The organism is Rhodopirellula sp. JB055 (genome assembly GCF_043100905.1).
Classification (GTDB): domain Bacteria; phylum Planctomycetota; class Planctomycetia; order Pirellulales; family Pirellulaceae; genus Rhodopirellula.
The window spans coordinates 1-14,502 of record NZ_JBICHO010000088.1; the positions used below are offsets into that span (position 1 = coordinate 1).

Sequence of the window (14,502 nt, forward strand, 5' to 3'; positions counted from 1 at the left end):
CCGTGCCTTTTCAGTCGACGAGGAACGGCTTTCAAAGTCATCCCAGTCGCGTTCCAAATCCGGGTTCCAAGCCACTTCGGCGAATGGAATCAAGCGCGGAAACGTTTGGGACGCATAGTTTTCCTCGCGGCCTTCCCACCACGGCATGCAAAACCCTATTAGCTTGTCGGTCGGTTCCACCTCAATGGGATTGGCATAGGTTGGGATGTCCGGGTTCACGTGTTTAAATCGAGTCAGCGACAATGTTTCATAGATGTGCTGAGGCGAGGTCATTGTGAAATTGGTTCGCGGGTAGTGGTCCACCAAGTACAACGGGTCCCAAGCCGCGTTGATGACACGGTGCCCATTTTGGAGCATTTCGTCGGCAGGGTAATTGATCGTTCGCCAATTGAGATGGATGACTTCTGGGTGGACCCGGTTGTCACCGCTGCCGGCTCGCGGTCCCTCCCACACCAAGGTTTCCTTGCCTTTGCTCTTTAAGTATGCGTGCAGTTTGTTGATCAGTTCACGCTGTAGGTCTTCCGGTACCCCGAACGCTTCGTCGCCGCCGATGTGAATGTATGGCGAGGAGGAAAAGACCGCCATCATTTCGTCGAGCAGTGTCTTGATGGCCCGGAGTGCGGTTTCTGATTTGGTCAACTCTGTTCCAGTCTTGCCAAACTCCTCTGGGTAGACTCGGCGGAGCAGTTCGGAGTGTCCCGGGACCTCCAGTTCAGGAATGATCGTGACACCACGTTCCACTGCGTAACGCTCGAGTTCTTGGAATTCGGAGAGCGAAATCAGGCCATCCCAAAGTTTCGGATACGCGGTGGACGGGAAAGCGATTCTCTGGTCGTCGGTCAGGTGCAACTGGACCGAGTCCACTTTGTAGAACCACAGCAAATCAATCGTTTCTTTCAGTAGCTCAACACTGTGCGGATTCCGCCCCATGTCGATCATGAAATTGCGATAGGAGAGCTTGGGAGCGTCCTCGATTTGCATGGGAGGAATGGTTTTCGAATCGCTTGTTCCAATCAATTGAAGCAGCGTCGCGGTGGCATGGGCCAATCCTTTGACGGTCGAAGCCTTCACCTGAATTTGATCGGACGTGACCGCAATTGAGTAGGTTTCGGGGGAGAGGTCCGCCGACTGACTGACGTGGATCAATGCGTCGTCGTCGTCCGATAGATGGACCTGATGTGTGCCACCTGTCATCCATTTCAGACGTTCTGCGAAGATGGCCAGATGGTTGCCCCACGCCGCGTTGTCAGTTCCTGCCGCAGAGGCGTCCGACTTGGCCGTCAGGACTTTGGGGAGCACCAATCCGGGCCCCGATTGCAAATCGAGTTTGGTGGGAGGAGGAACGAAAGAAAAGTCAGCTGCAGCAACAGTCGACGCCAACAACAAGAATGGCAAAAAATAACGAAGGATCACGGGCACAATGGTGGAGTCAGAGGATGTAGAAGCAAAGGTGCAAGTCGTTCGAGGCAAACTAGCTTATCAGCTCGAAAGAGCGCTAGCGTCGTTTTTTGGGGGCCGCCTCTCTTTGAAATTCCAACTGAATGTCATCCGTCGATTCGGTGACTTCCAGCTCGGAAGTGAAGCTTTCTTCGGCTGGAGGCGCGTCTTTGAGAGCCTGACTGATCGCGGCACCGACGGCACCCTTGTCACCACCCTTTATGAATGTCAATTGGGCCTTGGGAGCACGATCGGCGGTGATGCTGACTCGTAGGTCGAAGCTTCCCTTGCGAATTTGTGTCTCAGGAGAAATTGTGAATTTCCCATCGATGATGGGTGCCATGGCAGTTGGCGAATCAACATTCGCCTTGGGTACCAAACTGATTTTTCCTTTCTCGATGGGCGTTCCGTCCACTGTGGCGGTACCCGAAAGGCTGATCCCGGACGGACCACAAGCAACAAAGGTGCTGAGAATACACAGAAACAAGATCGAGGAAAGCGTACGGGATGCGGATGGCAAGCGTGACATGAGTTTGGTTCTGAAGAAGATGAATTGGCAGTGATGGAATGGAAAACGAGACCCGGCGTCCAACAATAGGACGCCGGGATGAAATGCCGTTGTCGGCCGATTCCCCCACGATCACGCGAGTGGGAACGTTGTTCAGTGGGACCGACCGGAACACGCACACGACGGCAGGATGGAACGAGGCGATTGTGGTCGCTCCGCAGAACCAACCTATGGTTCAAATGTGTTGACTTCGTGGCCTGCTTTGGTCAAGAAAGCCGTCAACACGTCTTGGGCGACCGAATAGGTGACGAATTTGGTCGAGCCATCCGTCATCACAAAATGCGATCCGCCGGGATGGTAGCTGAAGAAGAAGTGTTCGTCGTTGTCGGGTGAGTTTCCGAGACCGCCGGTTAGATCGTTGTCGTTCAGCAGACCCCCGTTGCCATCGGAATCAACAGGGAAACCGTAGTATGGAACGAACCCACCGCCCGCTTCGTCCGGCGAGTCATAGCACAGCACAGAGTGGCCCATGCCAAAGGGAGCACCCGTGAAAGTTGTCAACCAACCGCCCGATTGAACTGTGCCTGGTTTGGCGGGGAACAGCCCACGCTCGCCGATCAACAATGTGTTGCTGGTACCGTCGATGACAGACGCGAATCGGACTGGTCCGTAAGCGGAGCCTTGGCTGTGGAACATTCCGTCGGCGGAGTACTTGAATGCGGCGGGAAAACCGTTGAATCCAGACGCGTCGGTTCCGTGGTATTGGTTGGAGGATCGCCCGTAGTGCCCCGCGTTTCCAAAGTAGTTGGTGCCGGCACTGGTTGCGATCACGGAGCTACCAAAGCCAACATTGACCGGGGTCGACGACAGTGGATCGCTTGGGCAATTGAGCATAGGGACTTCCGTCAGAATGGCCTCTGCATCAAATGTCGGGCCATAGATTTCCAAGTCGTTGGAATCCAATGCCGATTGTTCCAGGTAGGGAAGCACGCCTCGGATCCAAGTGCGTCCCACACCAACAAAGTCACTGTTGTCGGCCGAAGCGGGGAATTGCTTATAAGTGCTCTCGTAGTTGTGGCAGGCGAGTGCCAACTGCCGCATGTTGTTGCTGCACTGCATACGACGAGCCGCCTCACGGGCTGATTGAACAGCCGGTAGAAGGAGGCCAACAAGGACACCGATGATGGCAATGACGACGAGGAGTTCGACGAGTGTGAAACCACTGCGTCTTGGCAATTCGGTGTTCTGCTGATTGTTCACTGATTATTCCCTTCGGTAAGACAAAAGATGAAGCGCGCGGAGAAAACTTGACCGCGTCGCACAAAGCAGGAAAAGTGCTTTCGAGATACCGCAGGTAGCAACGCTTGGGCCGCAACAAGGAATTTTTTCTTGAGCTAAAAACCTATAGAGAAAGCCCGTTTCGCAGCGTGACTTTGGCCCCCGTAACCACTTGCTAGAGAAAGCTACTTTCCCGGCCACTCATCACCTGACAAAGTCTATATTTGCAAGAAGGTTTCGAAGGGTGTGCCTTGCTTGCCCAGAGTCAAAAGTATGTTGATTTTGTTGCAGGGCGACTGCTCAAAAACGATGCACGGATGCGTAAAACGAACGCAATGTTGCCTGCCGGTTCGAGGCGTGGGGGGTGACAAACTGGTCCCGTCTGAAGAGCCGAGAGCAACAACATGGTGTGGACGCGGTGGCTTCTCAAGGCGTTTAAGCACGCTGCCTGATTTGCATTTTTCGTGAGGTACAGTTTTTTGAAGTTTCCAACGATTCGAACAATGACCATGGCGGACTGCGAGGCTGTTCTGGAATTGAACCGGGCGGTGGTGGAGGTCACCAGTCCGATGGATGCGGAACGATTTCGCGAACTTTATCAATTCAGCTCAATCCGCCTGAGTGTGGTGTTGGAAGAGAAGGTTGTCGGTTTCGTGCTGGCGATGGAAGAAGGCTGTGGTTACGACAACGGGAACTACGCTTGGTTCGAAGAACGCCTTCGGAAGTTTTTGTATATCGACCGAGTCGTGGTGTCCGGTGAATGCCGCGGCCATGGTGCCGGGCGTTCACTCTATGCCCATCTGTTCGCAGAAGCAGAGCGGCTCGGTTTGTTGAGCGTCTGTGCGGAGATGGACAGGGAACCTCCCAACGAAGCGTCCCTTCGATTCCATCAAGAAATGGGGTTTGTGCCGATTGGGACACGAGTTTTGGAAAGCGGAAAAACAGTCTCGATGCAGCTTTGTTCCCTCGACCGGGACCGCGAAGAAGATTCGCGGACGGTTGTTGTTTGAGAACCCCTGGGGCGATCACGATCGGAATCTCAACGGTCAATCAGAGGCAATGTTCTCTGTTGAGCGGCGCTTTGAATCGCGGTTTCGATGATCTGCTGGCCGATTCGTGCGATGGTCGGTGAGAGGGGACCTTCCACCGGCAGGCCTCCGTTCAGACGCGAAATTGTGTACTCGATTCCGTTGGTTTCGCCCGTTGGCAGGTCGTTGACCGGGTGGTCATAGCCCTCGGGGCGAGCATCGGTTTGGACCCGCAACGTTTCTGCATAGTCTTCGCTGGAAATCGTGCCGTGAGTTCCGCGGATCACGTAGCCACATTTGGGTTGGGGTTGGTGCACCCAGGGATCAGTGAAGGTGCCCCAACGTGTTTCGAACTTCGACATCCCATCGGCGTATCTCGCGATCGTGATGCTGTGCTCGTCGACTTCCAGGCCGGCAGTTCCGGTCGTCACGCAGGTCACATCGATTGGTTTCTTGCCGCCGTTGAACCAAGTTCCCATGGTCACGCCGTAACCCAGATAATCCCGTAGCGATCCGCCACCAGAATCGAGCTTGTACCACCAACTGCGTTGCTTCTCTTCTGCCGTCGGTTCAAACTCGACTTTGCCTGCGCCGTGATAGAGTGGGCCTCGATTTCCACCGTAGTGGTGCACTTCGATGACGTCGCCGATGATGCCTTCGTTGATCAAACACCACGCCGTGTAGTGGGCACGGTCCCAGCGAGCGGGCCAGTTGATGACCAATTGCTTTCCGGTCGGACGCATTGCCTCGATCATGCGATCCGCGTCGGCCAAGGACGCTGCGAAAGGTTTTTCGACCAACAAATGGACATTGAGAGGAGCAAGACGCTCAACCCATTCCGCATGCTCTCCGGTGGGCGGGCAGAGGATCACGAGATCAGGTTGTGTGGCTCGGACGCACTCGATTTCGTCGGTGAAAACATTCTCCGAAGGAACGTTCAACGCATCGATCGCGGCTTGCATCGACTCGCGATTGGAATCGCAAATTCCAACCAATGCACCGTCGGTGTGTTCGGTGACTTGCCGCAGCAAGTCGCCCATGTGCATGTGAGAAAAATTGATTCCTGCGATCCGCCAAGGTTTCATCATCGTTCACTTATGTCCTGCATCCCATCGGAAAACCGACCTGTTCTTTTGGTCTTTGCGTGCCGAGTGTAACGAACGAAGTCGTGTCCGGCACACCCGAGAAGTCGACCGGACCAGGTGTGGTGAGGACGGACACCGACGTTCGGGCGGGCAATTAAGCCGGGCAGCCACTGCGTCCAAGTGCGCCAGCGACAAACTTTTCCATCGCACTGTGAAGTGGCGTGTCAAAGTTCACGGGCTCGCCCGAAACCGGATGGAAGAACCCCAGAGTGCTGGCGTGCAGCGCCATGCGTTTGCGATGCCAACGCGCGTGGGTGGCTTCTTTGGGTTTGTATCGCGGGTCGCCGAGGACGGGATGACCCGCGTTGGCGAATTGCACTCGAACTTGGTTGCGTTTGCTCGTTTCCAATTGCGCTTCGATCAGCGTGGTGTCTTCTCCATGGCTGGATTCGCGTTCCATCAATCGTCGGACGACCTTGTAGTGGGTGATCGCTTGATCGGTGTCTTTGCCCGGCCGGGTTTCGTAGCGATCCAAGTTGCTTCCGGTGGCCAAGTGCGATTCGAAGGTGCCCTCATCTTCGGCGACATTTCCCGCGACAATCGCATGGAACACGCGAATCGGGCGACGGTCCTTGAATTGTTCGATCAGCAACTCGGCGATGGGTTCGTGTTTGGCGAATACCAACAAACCCGACGTTTCGCGGTCCAGGCGATGGACGACAAAGGCCTCCTTCCTCGCTTTGGAGTGGCTCAGGTAAATCGAAACGCGATCGACCAAACTGTTGGGTTCCCCGCGATCGGTCGGAACGGTCAATGTCCCCGCCGATTTATTGACGACGATGATGTGGTCGTCTTCAAAAACAATCTCGAACGTGCGATCGTCCCACTGGCGTTTCTTCTCACGATAACGCTGGTGCTTGTCGTATCGGATGGAGACCAAATCACCGGTTTTGACCGTGGTGCCGACGCTTTTGCAGGGCGAATCATTGATCATGACGCAGCCGTGATCGATCATTCCGCGAGCCTGGCTGCGGGAGGTTTCGGTCAGTTCTCGGACAATAATATCGACACGACCCTCGTTGGTTTCATCAACGGTGGTCGAAACGCTAGTCAGCGGCATGAATGGATTTCAATGGAAGGGCGAACGGTGTAAGAAGCTTGAAAAGAGCGACCGACTCAGGCGGTCGCGTGCTTCTGCTCGCACATTCTATTTCAGATCCGCGAAAAATTGGATGGCCTGATTGGGTAAGATTGCATCGCTTTCAATCTCGATGTCCTTCCCGATGACCTTGCCAGACACGTTCTCGATCGTGAAAGACCTTGTTTCGCCGGGCAATAGCCCTTTCAGCGTTTGTTCGGAACGTTTGCCTCGGAGTGCAAAAAAGGCATCGCGATAGATCGGTGCGACGCCATCGTTGGTGACTTGCAGTTCGACTGTGGAACCCTGGTTGGTTTTGGACACCGTTGCCTGGGTGACTCGGAAGCGATAACCCATCGCCACTCCAGCCTCACGGATTCGTTCGATCGGTTGATAGGTGGGTTGATCGTTCCCGATCATGAAGGTGATGTGGAAGTCGCGACAGGATTGTTCCACTGAGATTCCGTGGGGACCTGTTGGGGCCAAAGCCAGCTTTTGGTCGCGGCGATTGTAGTAGCTGAACTCGCCGCCGCCGACGGTTCGGTGCCATCGGTCTCGGCCCATTGCCCGCCAGTTCTTTGCGTTCCATTTGGAATGAGATTTGGAAAGAAACGAATCGTCGAACAAACCGAACTGAAGAGCCAGCAAGGAATCGTCACCAGCGATGGGAGTGAACTCGTCGTCAGCCGCATCGATGCTGATCATCCAGGGAAGTGAGTTAAACTGCTGGTCGAGATGTCGCAAGAATTTGGATTGAAATTCCATGGATGGAAATGTTTGGCCAAGTTTCATTGGGCCGTCGTAGATGTGATATTCCGACCACAGTCCAAAGCCGGTTTGAAGGAACGCGATTCGCGGATCGGCATCGTATCGTTTGGCGAACTCGGTGTAGAAATCCAGTGTGAATCGTTGCAACTCGGGGCTCGACCAGTCGCAGAAATGGGTTCGCTTGCCCTCACTCTTGGCGACTGTTTCGTGGTAGCCCTGAGCTTCGCGAATGAACGCGGGGACAGTGGTCGTTTTGCCAGGGTAGACAAATCGAAATCGCAGCACGGCTTGGTGTGATCGAGAGGCGATGTCATCGAGAATTTGCTCAACCTTCGTGAAGTCCCATCGGTTGGGACCGATCGCGACTTCGTCGTAACCGCAATATCGAAACTCCATCGAAATCGCATCGGTGGCAACGTCTTCGTGGTCATGCCAAAGAACGACGCCTGTCATCGGTTGAATATCGTTGGCATCGGATGTCAGTGGCAACGGAACCGCCGGTCCTTGTCCCAACGCCGAGTGGGCGGACAAAGCGTTGAAGCTGAGCCAGCACACAACCAACAAGCAACGAAGCAGACGCACGGGGAGGATCGAGTGTGAATCGATGGGTTGGGCTTTGGTCATGGAGGGCGATGGGCAAACAGGATTTTGAATCATTCGAAGTCAGACGGTTCAGGTTTGATTTGGGCGATGATTTGGCGGGCCTTGTCGGCATCGCGCTCGAACGTTTTGACTTGCACCCAACCTGGTGCTTCGGCAGCGAAACCGGCGGTGAAGCCTCCCACTGCCACCGCACGAATGCCGGCGTCGGCAAGGATGTTGACCAAGACCGCGGCGGCCGGTTCGGTGGGGCGTTCAGCCACGGTGACCAGCGTTGCGTCGTCGTCTTCAGCGGGCGACGTGCCGCCCGGCGAATGAGGGCCTTCTGGTGGGATGGATTGAGTCATCGATTTGGTTTGGCGTGGGGGAGTGGACGATGAAAAATTGGCGAAGACCGAACCGCGAAGACGGTGTCTCTGTGATGCGACGGCGTGTTGTCGTTGCCAGTGCGGGTCCTGAGGATACTCGATCCAGTTGGCCAAAGTCGTATTGATTGCCGGTGTATATTGAGCGATTCGCCTGGTTGGCATTTGCGTTTGAGTGGATGGTTTCCCATCGGATGACGCGACCAAAAACAAGGGAGTGAAAAGAGGCTGAGTCGCTTTTGACGACAGGATGGCTGGTGGTCGGAACTGGCAGGTGCACGATACAATTCAAGGATGAGCAATGAATCGACCATCATCCTGGCTGGCACTGATAACGACATCCCGTCGCCCCCTCCTCACGGGTTGAAGCGATACACGGGACTGCGAGAAATGGCGCGTGGAGCGACAGCGGTTTTGCAGGCTGGAGTCGATTCGGTGATCGGCCGGACGGTGGCCATCAAGAAGCTGCTTCCGGAAATTCGAACCGATCGATACGAGCGACGTCGTTTGTTGCGGGAGGCTCGTGTCACGGCCCAATTGCAGCACCCCAACACCGTTCCGGTTTATGAGATCGGCGATGACGATATCGAAGGCGTGTACTTCACGATGAAGCGGATCTCGGGAGAGAACCTGTTCGAATCGTTGAAACGAATTGCTCGCAAAGATGAACACGCGGTCGCCGCCTTTCCTTTGCAACGACGTTTGGAAATTGTCGCCGACGCTTGCCAGGCACTCGCCTACGCTCACGCTCGCGGGGTGATCCATCGCGATGTTAAACCCGAAAACATTTGGGTTGGAAACTTTGGCGAGGTCATCTTGTTGGATTGGGGAGTCGCGAAAGTTTGGGGGCATGCGGATGACGCTCAGACGTTGCATCGCCAGCAAATGCAGCCAGGGCACGAAACCAAGACGGAAACACAACTTCAGACCTTGACCGGTGGCGGCCAGCGTCCTGGCACGCCGTTGTACATGTCGCCAGAACAGGTCAACGGGAATCGTGGCATCGATGAGCGAACCGACATCTTCAGTGCGGGCGTGGTGCTGTACGAGTCGCTGGCAATTCGGGAGCCTTTCCGTGGGAGAACGATTGATGAAACGTTTGACAATATCAAGCATGCGGATGTCCCGCCGCCGAGTGAGAAGTCGCCGCAGTATGGAATTCCAAAGGAAGTCGATGCGGTCGTGATGAAAGCGATCGCGAAACGTCCTGCGGATCGCTATCAATCGATGCGCGAGCTGATCGCGGATATCCGAGCGTTGGCCATCACGGTGTCGTGAACGGTCCCTATTATGCACCCTACGGCAAAGCCCCGGTGCACTATCCGGTCGATGATCCTGAGCGGACGGGAGTCACGCCAGATCAGACGGAATTGATTGTTGTGGAAGGCGACAGCGCGGCGAAATCCGTCAATCAAGTCCGTGACACGACGCGGCAATCCATCCTTGCTTTGCAAGGCAAACCGATGAACGTCGCGAAGTCCAGCCGCTCGGTTGTTCTGCGGAATGAGGTGCTGACTCGGTTCGCTGCCACGCTGCTTGATCACCGGGTCCGCGCGGGCGAAGATTGGGGCGCTGCGTTGAGTTCGGCGGAGACCTGCCGCTACGCTCGGTTGGTGGTGTTGATGGATCCTGACGCAGACGGGATTCATTGTGGCGTCCTGGTGTTGGGGTTTTTGCTCCGCTTTGCGCCGCGGTTGTTCGACCAGCATCGAATTTGGGTGGTGCGTCCGCCGATGTTTCTATTCCGGATCCGCGGAGTCAAGACAGTGGACTCGGGCGTTCAGGAACGAACGCTGGTGGCATCCAACCCCGATCATGCGCAACGGATGGAGGCGAAGTTGGCGGAAGCGGGCGTGTCGAATTACGAACGATTTCGGCACCGAGGTTTGGGCAGCATTCCACCGGAGGTTCTGCGGACATGTTGCGTGCAACCTAACACGCGCGCGGCTGATGAAATGAGCCGAGAAGAGGCTTCCGCGGCGGTGCGTCTATTCAGCGGTGGCTGAAGCATCGTCGGTTGCCGTTCCATCCAGTTTATCGAACGCTTTCGTACGAAGCAGTTTGAGTTTCTGTCCTGCTTCGTCCAACGTCTTCGTTGGCAAGCGATCATTGTGGAACATGTTCGGTAGCTCGATCCATTCCTTGTGTTTCAGCGATACCGCATCGTGCAACGTCCGTCCGTTTTTTCGTGGCACAATGCGGTCGGGCGTGCCGTGAATTTGGACCAACACACCCTCGTAGTCTTGAAGGGCTTGCACACTGTCGTACTGGTTCGTCATCAACCAGCGAACCGGCAAGAAAAAGAAACGGTCGGCTCCAACGCTGGCCGCACTGTCGAAGGTTCGGTCGAGCAGCAAGGCCTCGATCGAGTCGCCTCGTTCGTGCAGCGCCGAAACCAATCCACAAGCGACACCGCCTCCGAGCGACCGACCATAGACGATGATGTTGGGCACGGGAGTGCCGGTGGTTTCCGAGAGTGCGTCGATGGCACTGACGGCGTCTTCAATCGTGCTCGTTTCAGTGGGCGTGAACTCGTCGCGTTGAAAGCCTCGGTATTCGGCGGTCAGAACGGTCGCGTTCCAACTGTCCGACAATCGGCGAGTCCAGCCATCCATTTCGTCAGCGTGGATGCCGTTGCCGTGCAAGAACAGGATCACGTCTTCAGCATCTTCGCGGATCAGCAATCGGCTTTGGAGATCCGAACCATCGACCGCCGGGTAAGTGATCGTTTCCACGACGCCAGGGGTGGGATGGTCCACGGCAAAACGATTGGGATCCATCAGCACGCTGGTGTCGAAGTAGGCACCCGGAAACAGCAGGCGAGTTTCCATGACGACCATTCCCACACAAATGATTGCGTACAGGACGGCCAGCAGAGCAGATGTTCGCAGGATGCGGCGGCGGACCGAGGCCTTGGGTTTGCCGGTTTGTTCCGCGACTTGCGTGTTCGCTTCGCCGCTTTCGCGGTCGGCCAGGCTTACTTGTTTGGCAAGATACGCTTGTTTCGATTGTGCGGCTGATTCGTCTTGCATGGTGGGCTTAGCGACGTGGCGGTGACGGCATTCAAACAGACCAACACGAACCGCGTGCTAGGTTTGATTGGACTATCGTTCAGCATCGTGGGATGCGCTTCCAGCTTGTGAGTCACGCATTCAGACTCAGGCGAATGACAGGCTGGAAGCCCATCCCACTTTTGAATTGTCGCTGGTCAGACACTTGTGTGTCCAGGACGCCACGTTCGAATCATTCGCCATCGAAAACTCACGCCATGTGGATTCGCCGAACCTTTTCACGACTCGAGAGCAACGAGAGTGCGATCTCGCGAATTCGTTGCGGTCGGATTGTGATGCGCGATGGAGCACTGGAACGGATTGAGCAACATGGCATGCGCAGTCCCGTCTCGGTGGCTCAGGTCTGGTGGCAAGCCAAATTCGCGGCGCTCGAAGGAGACGTTTGTTGTCTCGACTACCACGTGCCGCGAGGGATGCGGGCGTTCATGACGCTGGACTACGTTCGCAGCGGTAATGCGACCGGGTACGCCACAGCGATCGGAGCGTTTCAGGTGCTCGAAGAAATCGCGCGGTTGCGGAAGGCCCACGCAATTGTGGCTCACGTCAGCAACGCACGCATCACGGACCGACATCTGAAACGAGCCGGTTGGGAGAGGCATCTGTTGGACTGGCCCGGTCGACACTTCATTCGGCGGATGCAGCCGAACGTGTCTCTCTCAGCTTAAATGGCTGGGTTGGGAAAGCACTCGTCCGATGGTCAAAGCCCGGGTGGGCTTTTCATCGCTTGATGATGACAGCGAAGTTCAACGGAAACCTCGCTGTTTCAAACCCTTGGGTGCCCTAGAGCACGCCACCGTGAGTACGGATGGGGGTCATGTGCGAAGGCGAATCCAGGAACCAAAAGCGTTCCCATTCGCCGACCAATGATCGCAGGTCTTCCGAGGTGTACAACAATTGTTGAACGCGGCGTTCAGGGCGACTGGAGTAGATCGGCACAAAGCAGCCAACGGAGGTTGCCAAGCCGGCCATCAGAACACACCCCAGAACCAAACGGCTCATGACGGATCGTTTGCCATGACGGGCTGCGGAATTCGTTTTCGCGGTCGCTTGCGAGCTATTCATCGTCAGTTCCTCCGTGAACTTGTCGGTGCGTTCTATTGCCAACTGCCCGAAGGGCTGTTGGGGGGGCTGTTTGGCGGACGGTTCGAGTCGTCGGTTTCGTTCGGATGCTCGGCAGAACCGGAGTTCGGCACATGGTCCACTGGCATGACCCAAGTGTCAGGCAGGTTGTCACTGGACAGTTGCCGGACGCGTTGTTCCATCACCTTGCCGGGTTTGAACGTGACGACGTACTTTTCGGGCACGTCGACTTGTTGTCCCGTCTTTGGATTGCGTGCTTTTCGAGCAGCTCGCGGTTTGACCTCGAACACGCCGAAATTCCTCAGTTCAATGCGGCCTTCCCGCACCAAGGTTTCGACGATCGAATCAAACGTCCGCTGCACGACCTCTTTGGTTTCCTGCTGAGTCAGCCCGAGTTCCTCGGAAATGACGCGCACGATTTCTTTTTTTGTCACCCCGGCTGGCTCCGCAAACCATTGTGAATGATGGACTTACAAAGGCAGCTTAGGTTTCAAGTCGGGACCGGTCAAGCCGCCGAAGCGAACGAGGTGCGGTCCATGTAGAACCGTATCGACCGTCATAACCGTTACACTTCAATCAAACCGACTTTTCTTTCCGGCGAATCTCGATTTCGTCGAAATGGTACAGTTTGCCTTTTCCGGCCCCCGGGCAGGACTGGCAGGTTTCCTCCCAATCCGTGGGGTCGGCGAGCGTGCTGTCCCAAAACGGCCAGGTTCGGCACTGAATTGGGCGAGCGTTGTAAACCATACATCGTCGCGACTTGGGGTCCAGGAAAATGCAGTCGCCGTCGGGGTATTCGATCAAGCTGATTTGTTTTCCGACCCGACGCAGAAATTTGTCTTCAAAAGCGTCTCGGTCGAGCTTCATTTCCTGGGCCAACGCCTCAATTTCGTGCTCGTCGACGAATACATAACCGGGTTCACCGCTGCAGCACTCGCCGCACTGAGTGCATTCGAAACGCAATCCATCGGCGTACCAGGGAGCGGACTTGGTTTGGGGGCGCGGTTGAGCGGGACGTTTGGCCACGGCGATCGAGTGCGGGTGAAATGAAGTGGAAAGCAAAGACAGAGCTTAACCGGTGCACGGGCGATTCGTCGAGTTTGTCTGGCGGTGTCCAATGGCGAGCGTACACGCACATGCGTAAACTCACCTGTGTCGCTGCGTCGACGCTCTGATTGGTTTCTGGCGACGCACGACCAAGGAATTGCGTGTCGATCTTTCCACAAACCCTTTCGCACAGCATGGATGACAGCAACTTGGCGGTTCGTTTTGTCTGACGCTTTGACTCTCGATCATTTGTGTGTGTCGGCTGGCAATCGCACGTTGCTGCAAGACGCTCATCTGGCGTTCCCGGATGGCAAGATCACGGTGTTGGTCGGTGGAAGTGGAGCCGGAAAGAGCGTCCTGCTTCGAGTTCTCGCGGGGATACTGCCCCGACACGGCGACGCGATTCAGTGGAGTGGCGACATCCATTGGCGTGGCGAGTCGGTTGAATCGGAAACGATGCCGCGAACGGGGATCGTTTTTCAACAATTCGCCTTGTTCGACGAGCTCTCGCCAACCGCGAACGTTCAATTCGCGATCGATCATCGTGCGGATCTTGGCGATACCCCGCAGCACAGTGCATCGGATTGGTTGGAGTTTCTGGGCGTTCCCGCGTCGACTCCTGTTGCAGCGCTCAGTGGCGGTCAAAAGCAACGTTTGGCGATCGCTCGCACCTTGGCGTCCGCCCCGGAAATCATTCTCTACGACGAACCGACCTCGGGGTTGGATTCAGCGACGGGAAAACGCGTTGCAGATCTAATTCGCGAAACACAAAGTCGGTTTGGCCGTACCAGCATCGTGGTGACGCACGATTACGAAACGTTGTTGCCGATCGCCGATGAAGTTCTGTTGTTCGATTCGGCTGGGAAAACGATCCGCCGAGTTGAGCCGTCTCAGTGGGACCATGTGGCCGAGCAAATGGAATCGGTGGCGCTCTCGCCGTCGCAGCTCAACGAAGCGGGGGCCGAACAAACGTCGAGTCCACGGAAGGTTGTCCAACGCGGCGCGGAACGGTTTCTCGATTCGACGGGACGCAGCCTCGTCGCGGCCGCGAGGCTTCCCTGGGACGCCCGACCCGTGGTGCCCAGCGTGAAGTGGGC

Annotated in this window: 17 protein-coding genes; 6 read left to right on the plus strand and 11 right to left on the minus strand. The window is 56.0% G+C overall.

The window, feature by feature from the left end; all coding sequences use genetic code 11:
- Together ACF8AM_RS03370 and ACF8AM_RS03375 are read right to left on the minus strand one after the other, a co-directional pair.
- On the minus strand, nt 1-1,413 hold a 1,413-nt coding region (locus tag ACF8AM_RS03370; RefSeq protein WP_392554277.1), incomplete at its 3' end, for a family 20 glycosylhydrolase.
- A gap of 82 nt (nt 1,414-1,495) precedes the next feature.
- On the minus strand, nt 1,496-1,780 hold the full coding sequence (locus ACF8AM_RS03375; RefSeq protein WP_392554278.1) for a hypothetical protein: 285 nt from the start codon (nt 1,778-1,780) through the stop codon (nt 1,496-1,498).
- Between ACF8AM_RS03375 and ACF8AM_RS03380 the strand changes: the two genes are divergently transcribed.
- Complete coding sequence (locus ACF8AM_RS03380; protein ID WP_392554279.1) at nt 1,779-2,000, plus strand: hypothetical protein; 222 nt, start codon at nt 1,779-1,781, stop codon at nt 1,998-2,000. The genes ACF8AM_RS03375 and ACF8AM_RS03380 overlap by 2 nt on opposite strands.
- A 173-nt stretch (nt 2,001-2,173) precedes the next feature.
- Here ACF8AM_RS03380 and ACF8AM_RS03385 read toward each other — a convergent pair whose 3' ends face one another.
- On the minus strand, nt 2,174-3,205 hold the full coding sequence (locus ACF8AM_RS03385) for a DUF1559 domain-containing protein (RefSeq protein WP_392554280.1): 1,032 nt from the start codon (nt 3,203-3,205) through the stop codon (nt 2,174-2,176).
- Between the two features lie 527 nt (nt 3,206-3,732).
- On the opposite strand from ACF8AM_RS03385, the gene ACF8AM_RS03390 reads away from it, so the two are divergent.
- Nucleotides 3,733-4,233 (plus strand): GNAT family N-acetyltransferase, encoded by a 501-nt coding sequence (locus ACF8AM_RS03390; RefSeq protein WP_392554281.1) that lies wholly within the window; start codon nt 3,733-3,735, stop codon nt 4,231-4,233.
- A gap of 29 nt (nt 4,234-4,262) precedes the next feature.
- On the opposite strand, the gene ACF8AM_RS03395 is transcribed toward ACF8AM_RS03390, so the two are convergent.
- The 4 genes from ACF8AM_RS03395 to ACF8AM_RS03410 all read right to left on the minus strand — a co-directional run bounded on the left by ACF8AM_RS03395 (nt 4,263) and on the right by ACF8AM_RS03410 (nt 8,189).
- The gene (locus tag ACF8AM_RS03395) at nt 4,263-5,339 is read right to left on the minus strand and encodes a Gfo/Idh/MocA family protein (RefSeq protein ID WP_392554282.1); all 1,077 of its coding nucleotides are present in this window, start codon (nt 5,337-5,339) and stop codon (nt 4,263-4,265) included.
- Nucleotides 5,340-5,490: 151 nt separating this feature from the next.
- A complete protein-coding gene (locus ACF8AM_RS03400; protein WP_392554283.1) occupies nt 5,491-6,456 on the minus strand; it encodes a pseudouridine synthase in 966 nt (321 codons plus the stop codon).
- Nucleotides 6,457-6,543: 87 nt separating this feature from the next.
- Nucleotides 6,544-7,899, minus strand: a complete 1,356-nt coding sequence (locus ACF8AM_RS03405) for a DUF4832 domain-containing protein (RefSeq protein WP_392554284.1) — start codon at nt 7,897-7,899, stop codon at nt 6,544-6,546.
- Nucleotides 7,896-8,189: a hypothetical protein gene (locus ACF8AM_RS03410; RefSeq protein WP_392554285.1), complete on the minus strand. Its 294-nt coding sequence runs from the start codon at nt 8,187-8,189 to the stop codon at nt 7,896-7,898. Before ACF8AM_RS03410 ends, ACF8AM_RS03405 begins: the two co-directional genes overlap by 4 nt.
- Before the next feature lie 312 nt (nt 8,190-8,501).
- Between ACF8AM_RS03410 and ACF8AM_RS03415 the strand changes: the two genes are divergently transcribed.
- Together ACF8AM_RS03415 and ACF8AM_RS03420 are read left to right on the plus strand one after the other, a co-directional pair.
- A complete protein-coding gene (locus tag ACF8AM_RS03415; protein WP_392554286.1) occupies nt 8,502-9,485 on the plus strand; it encodes a serine/threonine-protein kinase in 984 nt (327 codons plus the stop codon).
- Complete coding sequence (locus tag ACF8AM_RS03420; protein WP_392554287.1) at nt 9,482-10,213, plus strand: toprim domain-containing protein; 732 nt, start codon at nt 9,482-9,484, stop codon at nt 10,211-10,213. Before ACF8AM_RS03415 ends, ACF8AM_RS03420 begins: the two co-directional genes overlap by 4 nt.
- Here ACF8AM_RS03420 and ACF8AM_RS03425 read toward each other — a convergent pair.
- On the minus strand, nt 10,196-11,239 hold the full coding sequence (locus ACF8AM_RS03425; RefSeq protein WP_392554288.1) for an alpha/beta hydrolase: 1,044 nt from the start codon (nt 11,237-11,239) through the stop codon (nt 10,196-10,198). The genes ACF8AM_RS03420 and ACF8AM_RS03425 overlap by 18 nt on opposite strands.
- Nucleotides 11,240-11,475: 236 nt before the next feature.
- On the opposite strand from ACF8AM_RS03425, the gene ACF8AM_RS03430 reads away from it, so the two are divergent.
- Nucleotides 11,476-11,943, plus strand: a complete 468-nt coding sequence (locus ACF8AM_RS03430) for a hypothetical protein (RefSeq protein WP_392554289.1) — start codon at nt 11,476-11,478, stop codon at nt 11,941-11,943.
- Between the two features lie 115 nt (nt 11,944-12,058).
- Here ACF8AM_RS03430 and ACF8AM_RS03435 read toward each other — a convergent pair whose 3' ends face one another.
- The 3 genes from ACF8AM_RS03435 to ACF8AM_RS03445 all read right to left on the minus strand — a co-directional run bounded on the left by ACF8AM_RS03435 (nt 12,059) and on the right by ACF8AM_RS03445 (nt 13,384).
- Nucleotides 12,059-12,340: a hypothetical protein gene (locus ACF8AM_RS03435; RefSeq protein WP_392554290.1), complete on the minus strand. Its 282-nt coding sequence runs from the start codon at nt 12,338-12,340 to the stop codon at nt 12,059-12,061.
- Between the two features lie 32 nt (nt 12,341-12,372).
- Entirely contained in the window at nt 12,373-12,792 is a 420-nt protein-coding gene (locus ACF8AM_RS03440) for an HU family DNA-binding protein (protein ID WP_392554291.1), read from the minus strand.
- Nucleotides 12,793-12,934: 142 nt separating this feature from the next.
- Nucleotides 12,935-13,384 (minus strand): YkgJ family cysteine cluster protein, encoded by a 450-nt coding sequence (locus ACF8AM_RS03445; protein WP_392554292.1) that lies wholly within the window; start codon nt 13,382-13,384, stop codon nt 12,935-12,937.
- Between the two features lie 243 nt (nt 13,385-13,627).
- Between ACF8AM_RS03445 and ACF8AM_RS03450 the strand changes: the two genes are divergently transcribed.
- Nucleotides 13,628-14,502: ATP-binding cassette domain-containing protein (locus ACF8AM_RS03450; RefSeq protein WP_392554293.1), on the plus strand; the 875-nt coding region annotated here is incomplete at its 3' end.